The sequence below is a fragment of the Bacillus sp. FSL R5-0709 genome, assembly GCF_038004785.1.
Lineage (GTDB): Bacteria > Bacillota > Bacilli > Bacillales > Bacillaceae_G > Bacillus_A > Bacillus_A mycoides.
Window position 1 is genome coordinate 2,423,259 of the sequence record NZ_JBBORT010000001.1, and the last position, 13,710, is coordinate 2,436,968.

The following is a 13,710-nucleotide window of genomic DNA, read 5'->3' on the forward strand; positions in this document are numbered from 1 at the left end:
ATTATATTATGTTAACAAAAGGGGTTTGGTGGGAATCGTGAATAAAAAAACAAAAATAATTTCAATTGCAGCTGTTTCAGGGGGCGGTAAAACTACCATTACAGAAAGTTTAGCTCATGAGTTGAAAAAATCAAAGGCTCTATATTTTGATAGATATAAATTTGATAACTGTCCGGTTGATATTTGCAAATGGATTGATGATGGAGCTAATTACGATGAATGGGTACTTACACCGCTAATGAATGATATTCAGCGTTCTATACAAGATAGTAGTTTAGATTATATTATTGTAGATTATCCTTTTGCATACTTAAATAGAGAAGTGGGACAATTCATTGATGTAACTATATTTATCGATACACCTTTAGATATTGCGATGGCTAGAAGAATTTTGAGAGATTTTAAAGAAGATACAATGAGTGAAATACATAATAATTTGAAACATTACATGACACATGCGAGAAAAGCTTATTTAGAGGCAATTCATACTGTTAAGCCGAATTCGGATATTGTATTGGATGGATCTTTATCTATAAGTGAAATAATTGATCAAATAATAGAGGAACTTAATCGAAGAGAAGTGATTGTGAATGGTTAAATGTATAAAACGATATGTACAAGTCATTATCTGATTTATATAGACGAGAATTAGATAACTTTTTGCAGTTATGGTCTGGCGACTTCGAATCAAAAATATTGAAAGCTTCATGGACAGATAAAACATATAAATACGGTGAAGTTTTAATGCATGTAATTGTACATGAAATTCATCATATTGGTCAGATATCTATATGGGCAAGAGAATTAAATCTTCAGCCCGTTTCAGCGAATTTAGTTGGAAGAGGATTGTAGATTTAGAAACCGACTTGCAGTGTAAACGCAAGTCGGTTTTTATATATAAGAAGATTTCTTAATTAAAATCCTCGGCTTTTTTTTGACGTATATATAAAAACATTAAGATTGTAATGATGAAAAAGATCATAATCATTTGTATGATTAAATTTTTAAACTGAAACAATATTGTCCAAGATGTAACAGCATCTTTAAAAGCTTGGAGTGCAGAGTACGAGGAAGGATCAAAACCGTACTGAAGTAACTTTTTTGTTTCAATAAAAGTACTGTTTTCATCACCGGCGTCTAATATTACTGAAATAAGTCTAGTATCTCCTCGTGTGGCTGTACTGACAAAACTATAATTACCATTAGTTGAAAAACTAGTTTGTAAGCCGTCAACACCTTGGAGTTTAATGTTTTTATTAAGGGAATATATCATTTTATTTGTATTGAAAACTTTTGAATCTTTGAAGGTAAATTGGTAAGAGGTTAGTTTCGTAACATTCAATACATCTGGAAAGTCTTTTACTAATTGTGTTGCTAGTTTAGCGACGTCTATCGATGTTGTAGTTGATTGTTTATTCGTATCGTTATTAATTCCAGTAGCATTTAGAAACGAGGATGGTTGTGATAACTTTAGTTGTTTTGCTTTGTCATTCATTAAAAGTGTAAAGTTATCTTCGTTTCCAGCAATGTGTTCTGCAAGGGCAAGTGCGGAACGATTATTCCCTGTCAAAAACAATGCATGAAGTAAATCACGAACCGTCGTTTTATCTTTCGAAGTTACTTGTATAGGACTCGTTTCTGCTCGGAAAACTTCGTTACTTATTTTTACTAATTCATCTAACTGTATTTTTCCTTCATTCAGTTGTTCCAGTGCGATATACTCTGTCATTAATTTAGATAAAGTAGCTGATTGTATAGGAGTTTCTTCATTTTTTTTATAAACAATCTCACCAGAATTAGTATCTATTAAAATAGCTGATTTAGCTTGAATAATTGGACCATTTACATAAAGATAAAAATATAAAACGATAAGTGCAGTAATAAGAAAAGATAATAATAAAACTGTTATTTTTTTTAAGAATTGCATTAGCGATCCTCCTACTATTACATCAATAATATTATTGTAAAAAGGAATGCTTAATTAGGAAGAAAGAAAAGGTAAAGAATTTCTAAAGAATTATAAAGGATTATTAAATTTTGGATATTGATGGAATATAAAAGGTTCAATTTTTTATATGATAAAAAATTGAACCTATAAATATGTGGTATTAAGCTTTATAAGGGAGTAATTTTACAGTGAAAGTTGTTTTTTTATCATCGCTATATACTTCAATTGTTCCTTTATGCAATTCAACAATACTTTTTGCAATTGCTAATCCGAGCCCAGATCCACCAGTGTTTGTTGAACGTGATTTTTCAACACGATAAAAACGTTCAAAAATATGAGGTAAATCAGTACTAGGGATAGGTTGTCCGTAATTTGTTATATCAATTGTAATCATGTTATTGCTTTCGTAAGCGGTAATATCAATATGATCTCCATCATTTCCATAAGTAATAGCGTTTATGATTAGATTTTCAAACACACGTACTAATTTATCCCCATCAGCTAGTACCATTAGCTTTTGAGATGGGAAAGAAGGGCGACATTCAATATTAGCTTCTTGAAGCTGTATCCGAAATTGGACAGTTAATTGTCCAAGCAATTCTACAATATCAATGGGAGCAGAATATAAACTTAACTCTTTATTTTGAACGCGTGTATATTCAAACAAGTCATTCATTAATGCATTAAGACGAGTTACTTTATCGTAAATGACTTGAATATAGTATCGTAATTCTACTTCATCTCTATAATTATCATGATGGATTAAATTTACGTATCCAACTATAGATGTAAGAGGGGTTCGTAAGTCATGTGATACATTTGTAATAAGTTCGCTTTTTGCTTGTTCTGCCTGTCTTTCTTCATCAATCGAAACTTTTAATTGCTCAATAATTTGATTGACCCCAGTTGCCAGTTCTTCTAAATAATTATGGTGTACGATGGAAACTTTATGATTAAAGTTTCCACTTGCAATATACCGAATCTCTTCAATCATTTTTTTTATACAAGTTTCATAGTAAACCTTTCTTTCATGACGATAAAAAATGTATAAATAGGATGAGAAAATAGAAAATAAAAACAAATAAGATACAATCATCATCCATAAAGACTCTTTTAATCCAATATATTTTTCATGGCCAAAAATTCTAATGAATTCTTTTCCGAGTTCGCTTAGAGTAAGTGAACTCTCAATTACACTCGTTACGAGGCGAAATATAATTAATTCGGTAATTGGTGTAAGAGTGATAGCTAATAAAAGCCAAAAAATAAGCTTCCACTTTGGTATATCTTTTAATATATCAAATGCTTCATTTCTCAATTTTATATCCTACTCCCCAAACCGTATGAATTAGTTTTTCACCATTCATTACGGTTTCAAGTTTATCGCGTAAATTACTAATATGGACCATTACCGTTTTATTAGAACCATAACCGTCTTCATTCCAAACTCGTTCGAATATCTCTTCAGAGCTAAATACTCTTCCAGTATTACTCGCTAGTAAATATAAAATATCAAATTCGATAGAGGTGAGTTTAATATATTCTCCATTTACTTTAACAGTATGATTATGTTTATGTATTTCAACAGAACGAATACGAATAATACCATCTTCATTCTTTTGGGAAGTAGCATTTTGGAAAGAGGATCTTCGTAATAAAGCTTTCACTCTAGCCACTAATTCTAGTGGATTAAACGGTTTAATCATATAATCATCTGCGCCGGTCATAAGTCCTAAAATTTTATCCATATCCTCAGCCTTTGCACTAAGCATAAGGATAGGTACAGTATTATTTTCACGCACTTCTTGACAAACTTCCAATCCGTTTCGTTTTGGCATCATAATATCTAAAAGCATAAGGTCAACTTCATATGTACATATCATTTGTAATGCTTCATCACCATCATAAGCTTTATAAATGTTATAGCCTTCATTTCGTAAATAAACAGCCAGTAATTCTACAATATCTTTATCATCATCAATAATTAATATGTTTTTATTCATTTTATAGTTAGTTCCTTTCCTTACAATTAATCAACATTACTATAATATCAAACATTTATGTATTTTGTAGTAATGTTTCTACATAAAATTTCATGTATCGTATTAAAAAGGAATTAAAACATTCATAAAGAATATAAAATAAGAAGGATATTTAAACTCCACATTATACTGAAAGGTAGTTATAAGGGGGACTTGCTATGTTATATAATGATATATATTCATTTACTCCAACTGGAAAAATAGAAAATGATATTAAAGCTTTTCTATTAAAATACAATAAAGAATTTACATATAAACATTCAATTCGTGTGGCAAATGAGGCGAGAAAAATTGCGGGAATATTTTATGAAGATGAAGAAAAAGCAGCGATTGCAGGGTGTTTACATGATATTAGTGCAATCTTTCCGAATGAGGAGCGGATTGCAGTTGCTGAAGAATTTGGCATAGAAATATTACAAGAAGAACGAGAGTTTCCAATGATTATTCATCAAAAATTATCGAGTGTAATTGCAAAAGAGATATTCAAAATAGAGGATGAAGAAGTTTTAAATGCAATCAGTTGCCACACTACGTTGCATAAACATGCAACGAAGATGGATTTAGTATTATTTATTGCTGATAAATTAGAATGGGATCAAATAGGGACACCGTCATATTTAATTGAGGTAAAAAAAGGATTGGAAAAATCTTTGGAACATGCTGCTTTTGTATATATTTCATATTTGTGGGAAAGAAAATATACATTAAAAGTCATACACCCGTGGTTAGAAGAAGCATATTGGTATTTAAAAGAAATTGTGGAGTAGAAAGGGTATAAAAATGCAATTTAAAGAATATATGAATCAAACATTCCCAGGAGTTACGTTAGTACCGTCCATATACTTTCAGTGGGAAAATCATCTTCATTTTGATTTTGGGAAAGATAAATATCAATTTAAAGAAGATGGTAACACGTATAATATGGAATATTTTACACAACTATATAGGTATAATAAAAGTCTATTTAAAGATATATTTTCAAAAGAAGATACCGTCTTTTTAGTCACAAATGTTTATCGATTTAAACAGGAAAATATAAAAAATGCGCAGAAAATAAATGTATACAATAGGTTTATTAAAAAGAGGGATTTAAAGTTTCATATAAGACAAGAAACATTCCCTTTTCTATTTGAAGATGAAGAAGCTGACTTATATTGTACATATCAATTTTCTTTAAAATGTCTTGCTGAAGATATTAAATATGAACCGCTTATTCAAGCAGCTAATCATGAAGATTTCCCTGACCTACGTCCACGTCTAGGGCGAAAAAAAGAAATTTCACATCCAGATGTATTTTTTATAAATGTAACAAAGGATATTATCATGTTTATTTATGATGATAGAGGATGTGAAGTAATTGCGAAGAATAAAGAAAAGATACGGGATTTATATGAGAAGTATAAAGAGTGGATACCAGAATATGAACGAGAGAGTATAGATGACTTATTTACATGAAAATAGGAGGAAGTGAAGTGTGTAATGAAAAGGATCGCAATTGTATCTGCATGGGAACCAGAGCTTACGTATTTGCATCAACATTATCCAAGTGAGCGTGTAGAAAAAATAGCAGCTTGGGAATTTCATTTTCATTCTATTAATGAATTAGAAGTTATTTCAGTTGTAACTGGTGTCGGTAAAGTAAGTTGTGCTAGTTGTGTACAACTATTAATAAGTGAATTCCAGCCAGACCAGTTATTTATGACAGGGATTTGCGGGAGTTTATCAGATAAGGTGAAAAATGGACACATCGTTGTAGCTCTTAATACTTTGCAGCATGATGTTACAGCGGCTGGTTCAGGAGAAGATAGTTTTAATCTATATGATGGTAGAACAGCACCTATTGAAACAACTAAATCACTCGTAAAACGAATGAAGAAATTGCGTTCGTATGACCCGGTCCATTTTGGTACATTTCTATCTGGAGATCAACGTATTCGAAGTTCAGAAATGAGGTATTTACTTCATACTGTATACGGTGCTTTAGCCGTTGATCAAGAAGTGGCAGCATTTGCTTATGTATGTCGTGTAAATAACAAACCATTTCTATGTTTAAAAGCTGCCTCAGATCAAGCGAATGACAAAACGAAAGAAGAACAAAAGGTTTTTAAAATGTTAGCATGTGAACGAGCGTGTGAGCATTTAATTACTTTTTTACGTGTTTATGAGATTACTGTAGTTAACAATGTATAGTAAGAGGAGTATAGTGATGAAAGCTACAAATAAAATAGCGATTCTTGGTGCGAATGGAAAAGTCGGAAAATACCTCGTAAATCAAGTGTTAGAAAAGGGCTATCAAGTACGAATATTAACGAGAAATTCTAAAAATATGACGATAACTAATGAAAATATAGAGACTATCAGTGGGGATGCCCGCGATTTTTCAGTCATACAGGAATTACTTCAAGGGTGTAAAGCTGTGATTAATGCGGTGGGTCAGCCGAAAAATGAACCTTATATTTTTAGTACAGTTACGAAGCATATTTTAAAAGTAATGAAGGAATATGAAATGAAGCGCTATATTCTTATTTCTGGAGGATCCTTAAATGTAAAAGGGGATCAGAAGGGAATTACAAATAAAATAGGGGCTAATTTGTTTCAATTATTTCTTCCAAAGATGATGCAGGATAAATATAAAGAATTGCAAATTATACAAAGTAGTGAAGTAGATTGGACAATTGTTAGATTACCCTTTGTTATAGAAGGAAATGGTACTGGTGATATTAAAGAGAGTTTAGTAGATATGCCAGGAATCAAAATTCAAAATGGGGATATTGCACCGTTTGTTATAAAACAAATAAATAGTGAGACATATGTAGGAAAATGTCCACTCATTTCAAATTAAGAGGTGAATTATAATTGCATACGTATTATGGAGAACTTTGTACAAAGATATATGAAAGTGATAAATCAATTGCAGCCGGAAAAGAATTGGATTTTTATCTTTCTTTTGCAAAAGATAAAAATATACATGTGTTAGAACCAATGTGCGGAAATGGTAGAATGTTAATTCCCTTTATGCAAAATGGTGTGAATATAGAAGGGTTTGATATTTCGAAAGATATGCTTAAAGTTTGTAAAGATAAAGCAGAAAAATTAAACTTAAAACCGGTTGTGTCACAAGGAAGAATAGAAGAATATCATAGTGATAAAAAATACGATCTTATTATGATTCCTATCGGTTCATTTTCACTTTTACCAAATAATTTAGTAGACAATAGTCTTCAAAATATGAAAAACAACTTAAAGGAAAATGGCAAATTACTTCTGACAATTGTACAAGGTGGAAGTGAGACAGAACAAATTTTAGATTGGATAGAGACAAATAGAAAAGAAATTAACAATGAATTAATTGTTGAGTATAGAAAAGTTTCATATGATAAGGCGCAAAAACTTCTAAATATTATACTGAAATATGAAATCATTCATGATGAGAAAATAAAAGAAACTGAGATTATGGATTTTCCTATAAGACTATATGATTTAAAAGAATTTGAAAATATACTTATTACTAATGGGTTTAGTCAAATTGTTGTTCATGAAATAAAAGATGGATATGGTGAAGGTAATTCATTTCATGTATTTGAATGCAGTTTATAACAAGTCAAAGCGGGGGATTATACTTATATGATTCAATACAAAAGATGTAGTGAAGTAAGTATAGATTTAGTGTATAAAGCTTTTAAGGATGGATTTTCAGATTACATCATTAAACTGGAAGTTTCAAAAGAAGATTTTATAAAAAGATTTTTTGGGCCAGAAGGGAATTCGCTAGAACACTCCTTTCTTGCTTTAGACGGTGACGAATGTGTTGGTGTAATACTTGGTGGTATTAAGGTATATGAAAGTATAAAAACAATGCGCTGCGGAACATTAGCTGTTCATCCAGAATTTCGAGGCATTGGTGTAAGTCAAAAGTTATTTGGGTTACATAAAGAAGAAGCGACACAAAATAAATGTAAGCAGCTTTTTCTTGAAGTTATTGTAGGAAACGATCGGGCGATTCATTTTTATAACAAATTAGGTTATGAAAAAGTATATGATCTTTCTTATTATAATTTAAATGATTTAACTAAAATAATGAATAAAGGTAATAAAAATATTGAAGTAAAACAATTAGAATTTCCAACATTTAAAGTTGAGATTCAGAAATGGTTAAACTTCCATATAAATTGGCAAAATGATATTAATTATATCGAAAAAACAAATCATACATTTTACGGTGCATATTTCGATAATGATCTAAAAGGTACTGTATGTATAAATGAACAAGGTAAAATTAGTTTTATTTTCATAGACAAAGACTATAGAAATATTGGTGTTGGGACGAAATTATTACAGGTAGCAAGTGAAGAATTAAAGTTATCAAGTTTATCAATTGGGTTTCCAAACAACAATTTACTGGAAGGGTTTTTAAAGAAATCTGGATTTGAAAAGAATTCTTTAGCACAATATGAAATGTATTTATTGCTATAAAAAGCGGAAGGAATTATTCTTTTCGCTTTTTATTTTGCACTATAAACGTTTTTGCTGTATGTGGGAGGATAAGTAAAAACAACAGAAGTTTTGTTACCTATCTTATTGAGCTAACTGGCACTTTAGTTGAAAAAGGAAAATGTATAGTAAACATAGAATATATTAATACATTAAAAGATTTATGAGGTGAAAGTGATGGCAATTAAGCAAGACGAAATTAAAGTAGTAGTCGGAGCTGGAGTATTTAATAATAATCCAGGTTGGGTTCAAACGCAAGAAGATGAACTTAATTTACTAGACAATACCACTTGGGAAGAAAGATTTGAATACAATTCCATTTCAGCTATTTTAGCAGAGCATGTATGGGAACATCTTACTTTTGAAGAAGGTGTAAAAGCAGCAGAAATTTGTTATAAATTTTTAAAGCCATCAGGTCATATTCGGTGCGGAGTCCCAGATGCATTTTTCCGAGATGAAACCTACCAAAATATAGTTCAAATAGGCGGACCTGGCCCGAAAGACCACCCAGCTGCAAGTCATAAAATCGTTCATAATTATAAAACATTAACGAAAATGTTTGAAACCGCTGGATTAGAGGTAGTTTTACTTGAACATTGTGATGAAAATGGTCAATTTTATTACAATGAATGGGATGCAAACGATGGTGTTATTTTCCGTTCGAAAAGGTATGATTCTAGAAATCGAGGCGATAAACTTGGTTTTCCATCGCTAATTGTTGACGCGATTAAAAGATAAGTCATTCACCTAGAATAGGTGTTAGTTCTATCAGTTCATGAGTCGCAAATGCGGCTTTTTTTATTTGTTTTGTAAACCTACGTTTAGCAAGGAATTAGACATACATAATAAGTGATTTTGAACATACATAACTTGATTTGAATACTATATTAGCTCTTATTAACACCATTTATCTTAAAGGAAATTGCTTTTAAATATTTAATGGAAATATCATATAAAGTAAATAAATCAACGTTTTCTCATGTTGAATTTTTTTGCGGAAATGTTGAGGTACGCCTATTGTAATAAACACATGGAGAGAATATATGATAAATCAATCAATGTTCAAGATACCATTCACACATTAAATTAATATTTCATTGCCATAGAGATTTCTTTTATACATAAATTCGTGTAAAATAAAACAGGAACATACATTCTATACAAGAGTAGGAGGAAATAAATATGTTAGCTCAAATAGAGAAACAAACTGATGGCTATATTATAAAATTTGAACGCCAATTTCCCAATACAATAGAGGAAGTTTGGTCTGTTTTAACTGAAAACAGCAAGCTTAAAAAATGGATGTCTAATTTACAGATTGAAAACCTTAAAACAGGTGGAATTATAAAGTTTGACATGATGGATGGTTCATTTTTAAATATTGATATTTTAGAGTGCCAACTAAATTCAGTACTTGAATTCACATGGGATAAAGATCGTGTCCGATTTGAAATACATAAAGAGGAAAATGGTTCTCTTTTACTACTTAAAGAATACATTCATGAATTAACTGATCATACACCAAAAGATATAGCTGGTTGGCATATTTGTCTTGACCTTTTTTCTTCAGTTTTAGAAGAGGAAGAGAAGGAATTTTCTAAAAACGAATGGCAACAATGGTTCGAAAAATACAAGGATAAGATTCAAGAAGTGAGAGGGTAATTGTATAATAGGTAATATTCATTATGTAATTATTATATTGTAAAAATGATTTTGTGGAAAAATAAGAATAGAGGTTAATATGAAAGTAAATCAATTAATTGCTAATAACATAAATAAACTTGATACTGTTATTCCGTTTAATAAATCACTTGGTATTGCTGGTTTATCTGGATCTGGAAAAACAACTCTTTGTCAAACAATTGGTGAAGAATCAAAGAAGCGTCTAGTTTCCTTATTGCCAAAGGCTGAATATCAATATTTATTTCCTAATATTATGGAAACTAATTTTAGTGCAATTAAAATGGAAGAAATGCCTTTAGTACTTTTTTTAGGGAAATCATCAATTTCTTCCAATCCGCGTTCGACGATTGGTACTCATACAGGTGTTTTTAAAGAGATTCGTGAAAAACTAGCGGAAGAATTTAATCTTTCTCCTGAAGTCTTTTCATTTAATAATCAATTAGGTTGGTGTGCTGGCTGTAAAGGGCGTGGTACTACTAAAAATATTGAGTGTAAAAAATGTAAGGGGAAACGTTATAGTGAAGAAGTTGAACAACGTACTATTGAGTTATTTGCTGAATCACATACAATTTCGGATATTAACGATTTAAGTGTTGAATCTATTCTTTCACTAGCAGAAGAATTAAATATTAGTGAAGCAAAACAACATATACTGCAAAATATTATCAATATGAACATTGGTTATTTAACATTAAATCGAATTATGGGTACGTTGTCAGGTGGAGAATTAACACGACTTTACTTAGCTGAATTCATGGCAGTAAGTGAAAATGCTGTAATTATTATTGATGAGATTTCCGTGGGGCTTGATCACGAAACATTATTACAAATATTAGAAGAGATCGAAAGATTAGGGTACAAAAATCAAATTTGGCTCATTGATCATTCAGATACAGTACTGGATACAACGGATGAGCAAATATTCTTCGGACCTGGTAGTGGAAAATATGGTGGAAAAATCGTAAAAGAATCACCAAGGCCAAAGCCAATACTATCGGAACGAAATTACAAAATGCCAACAGAATATTATACATTCCATGAATTATATTGCCGAAATATCCAAATGACTGAGTTTCAGATTCCTAAAAATAGACTTGTAACTGTTACAGGAGAGTCTGGATGCGGGAAATCTACACTTGTCAATGAGTGTTTAGCTACAGATTTCTTGAAACGATATCCAAAAGATAAATTAGTTATGGTAGGGCAAGATCGAAACCAATCGATTACAAGTCGATCAACTGTAGCAACTTTCTTAGATATTAAAAAGAAACTGACAAAGTATAGTGAAGAAATTGATGATATTTTTGAGCGCTCAATTGAGGATATTATTGATGAAATTCCAAACGAAGATATTGCGTATAAACGCTTGAGCCTACTAATCAAATTAGGACTGGGCTATTTAACATTAGAACGAAAAACACAAACATTATCAACGGGTGAGTTTCAATGTGTTCATTTAGTTTCTGAGTTATTTGCAAAAACAAGAAATCCACATACATTGTTTATTTTTGATGAGCCTTCAAAAGGTTTATCGCAAAATATTTTAAATCAATTTATAGATAGTGTTAGAGGGATATTACAAGATGAATCAGTCTCTATCATAATGATTGAGCATAACAGTTACATGCTAGAAAGTTCTGATTATATTGTCGATTTTGGAAAAAGACAGCTTGAATCTATAGAGCATCTTGATGTAGTAAGTCATGATGATTATTATCGTCAAAAAAGCAGTGTGAATAATGCTGAGCAAATACATATTTCTTCAACACTGAATCAAAAAAATGGAATTAATTACTTAGAAGAAAATCATATTGATTATTTTAAAAATGCAGAAAACATCTATAAGGGTGGCATATTAAAAAGCTTATCATCAATGGCTCGTTTAATTTACGGTGAATACGAATCTGATACAATTGCACCTGTAGTTGCTATTGATCTCGAAAGACATTTGTATAGTCAATATAGTTTCTTATATGAAATTGGTGGATTGATCAATCATATTGTAGCTGCTCATCCGACTAATAAAGATACGAGAAGCTTCGATTTCTATTCTCAGGATAATCATTGCCCATCATGTTCGGGACGTCTTCAAATCGAAGTTTTTGATAAAGAAATTACAATTCAAGATAAAAATGTTCCATTTTGGGATGGTCTATTCGATCCGGAAATCATGAAAGTATTAAAATTTTATCAATATGAAAAAATAGAATTTCTATTTGAAGAAATTAAAAATGAGCTTGGTCATGATTTGTCAAAGAGCTATAATGATATGTCTGAGGAAGAAAAACATACATTTTGGTACGGCTATTTTGATAAGTCCTTTTATGATAAGAAAGGAAAGACACGTAGAACATGGGTAGGATTTAATACAATTATTGGCGGATATATTGTTATTTCAAAAGCAGCTATTAAAGAAGATATTAAGACTTCTAAAGAAACGATGACATGTCCAATTTGTGAGGCAACTGTATTAAATCACCAAAAATCGCTTAAATTTGGAGATACAGATATTCGTGAAATTATCAATCAGCCGCTTAATGAAATAATAAAAATTGTAGGAGATTTACCTGTACTCATCAAATTGAAATCTATCGTAGGTGACAATATGATTATGACAGAAGATGTCTCGTTACTGCCTAGGAAAACACAAGTTGCACTGAAAATGTTTGAATTAGAACAAGCAAGCTTTTCAAACTATGAAATGGTGTTACAAAATGTTTTACCATTCTGGAGCCAAATTAAAGGTAATATCGAATCAATCAGCAATAATAATAAGGTGACTATTTGTGATTTCCAAAATATCAATGAAACAAGAGAAACTATCATAGATAAGTATTTCACAAATGGAAAATATAAAAAATTAACATATGTGTATGAAGCATTTGGTTATAAAAAATTAGTTACCCAAATTAATAAAATTAAAAAAAGCAACCCATGTCCATTCTGTAACGGAAAAAAAGTTATAACCGAGGATAATCTACATGATGGCGTGTTTAAATTAACAATTCCATGTATAACTTGTAATGCAAGTGGTATTAATGATGAAGGGCTTAAAGAAATTGTTGATGGCATAGATGTACAAACATGGTTAACTGGAAAAGTTAGTGATGTTGTGGATGAAAGCTTACGAACTGAGGATGTTGCAGACATTCTAATATTTAATCGAATTCGTGAGTTGAATAAGCGAGAAATGATGGCAGTTTATGAATGTCTTGAGAAAAATAATTAAATTAAGAAGAATAAAAAATAGTGGTCAGTTAGGGATTAAAAACTCATTTGCAATAATCTGCAAATGAGTTTTTATGTTGAAGAAGAGTTTCTTTAAACGTGTTAAGGTGGATAGATAATAGAGCAAGAAAAATCTATTTGTAATACCAATATAAATTATTCTTAAATTTTAAACTGAAAAGTATTACAGGTTGGTATTTATGTTTAAGTTTTGTTAGTCTTTCTAAGATGTAAATACATTTATCTGTGAGAGTTAGTTTTAAATCGTTAATTATGATCATTTATTATATAATTATTGATGTATAAAAATGTTTTTTG

General features: G+C 30.5%; 13 protein-coding genes and 1 pseudogene. 11 read left to right on the plus strand and 3 right to left on the minus strand.

Annotation, left to right across the window (positions count from 1 at the left end; all coding sequences use genetic code 11):
* The first annotated feature begins 37 nt into the window (after nt 1-37).
* Entirely contained in the window at nt 38-598 is a 561-nt protein-coding gene (locus MKX37_RS12365; protein ID WP_002127500.1) for a hypothetical protein, read from the plus strand.
* A 20-nt stretch (nt 599-618) separates the two neighbouring features.
* Nucleotides 619-852: pseudogene (locus MKX37_RS12370) on the plus strand (DinB family protein); the annotation flags it as partial.
* A gap of 58 nt (nt 853-910) precedes the next feature.
* On the opposite strand, the gene MKX37_RS12375 reads toward MKX37_RS12370, so the two are convergent.
* From MKX37_RS12375 to MKX37_RS12385, 3 genes are all read right to left on the minus strand, one after another.
* Nucleotides 911-1,927: a D-alanyl-D-alanine carboxypeptidase family protein gene (locus MKX37_RS12375; protein WP_078422485.1), complete on the minus strand. Its 1,017-nt coding sequence runs from the start codon at nt 1,925-1,927 to the stop codon at nt 911-913.
* A gap of 181 nt (nt 1,928-2,108) precedes the next feature.
* On the minus strand, nt 2,109-3,266 hold the full coding sequence (locus MKX37_RS12380; protein ID WP_002085430.1) for a sensor histidine kinase: 1,158 nt from the start codon (nt 3,264-3,266) through the stop codon (nt 2,109-2,111).
* Nucleotides 3,256-3,951 carry a response regulator transcription factor gene (locus tag MKX37_RS12385; protein ID WP_002016575.1) on the minus strand — a complete coding sequence of 232 codons (696 nt, stop codon included), beginning with the start codon at nt 3,949-3,951 and terminating at the stop codon, nt 3,256-3,258. Before MKX37_RS12385 ends, MKX37_RS12380 begins: the two co-directional genes overlap by 11 nt.
* A gap of 197 nt (nt 3,952-4,148) precedes the next feature.
* On the opposite strand from MKX37_RS12385, the gene yqeK reads away from it, so the two are divergent.
* The 9 genes from yqeK to MKX37_RS12430 all read left to right on the plus strand — a co-directional run bounded on the left by yqeK (nt 4,149) and on the right by MKX37_RS12430 (nt 13,393).
* Nucleotides 4,149-4,757: a bis(5'-nucleosyl)-tetraphosphatase (symmetrical) YqeK gene (gene yqeK / locus MKX37_RS12390; protein ID WP_002168331.1), complete on the plus strand. Its 609-nt coding sequence runs from the start codon at nt 4,149-4,151 to the stop codon at nt 4,755-4,757.
* Between the two features lie 13 nt (nt 4,758-4,770).
* Nucleotides 4,771-5,445, plus strand: a complete 675-nt coding sequence (locus MKX37_RS12395) for a DUF3885 domain-containing protein (protein ID WP_003189386.1) — start codon at nt 4,771-4,773, stop codon at nt 5,443-5,445.
* Between the two features lie 24 nt (nt 5,446-5,469).
* Nucleotides 5,470-6,180 carry a 5'-methylthioadenosine/S-adenosylhomocysteine nucleosidase gene (mtnN, locus tag MKX37_RS12400; RefSeq protein ID WP_002032255.1) on the plus strand — a complete coding sequence of 237 codons (711 nt, stop codon included), beginning with the start codon at nt 5,470-5,472 and terminating at the stop codon, nt 6,178-6,180.
* 16 nt (nt 6,181-6,196) lie between these two features.
* Entirely contained in the window at nt 6,197-6,832 is a 636-nt protein-coding gene (locus tag MKX37_RS12405) for an SDR family oxidoreductase (RefSeq protein WP_016120249.1), read from the plus strand.
* A gap of 14 nt (nt 6,833-6,846) precedes the next feature.
* Nucleotides 6,847-7,587, plus strand: a complete 741-nt coding sequence (locus tag MKX37_RS12410; RefSeq protein ID WP_003189388.1) for a class I SAM-dependent methyltransferase — start codon at nt 6,847-6,849, stop codon at nt 7,585-7,587.
* Between the two features lie 27 nt (nt 7,588-7,614).
* On the plus strand, nt 7,615-8,463 hold the full coding sequence (locus MKX37_RS12415) for a GNAT family N-acetyltransferase (RefSeq protein WP_002127510.1): 849 nt from the start codon (nt 7,615-7,617) through the stop codon (nt 8,461-8,463).
* Between the two features lie 192 nt (nt 8,464-8,655).
* Complete coding sequence (locus tag MKX37_RS12420; protein ID WP_033708111.1) at nt 8,656-9,219, plus strand: class I SAM-dependent methyltransferase; 564 nt, start codon at nt 8,656-8,658, stop codon at nt 9,217-9,219.
* Between the two features lie 444 nt (nt 9,220-9,663).
* Nucleotides 9,664-10,143, plus strand: a complete 480-nt coding sequence (locus tag MKX37_RS12425; protein ID WP_002127512.1) for an SRPBCC family protein — start codon at nt 9,664-9,666, stop codon at nt 10,141-10,143.
* A gap of 79 nt (nt 10,144-10,222) precedes the next feature.
* Nucleotides 10,223-13,393 carry an ATP-binding cassette domain-containing protein gene (locus tag MKX37_RS12430; protein WP_078422568.1) on the plus strand — a complete coding sequence of 1,057 codons (3,171 nt, stop codon included), beginning with the start codon at nt 10,223-10,225 and terminating at the stop codon, nt 13,391-13,393.
* The last annotated feature ends 317 nt before the right edge of the window (nt 13,394-13,710 follow it).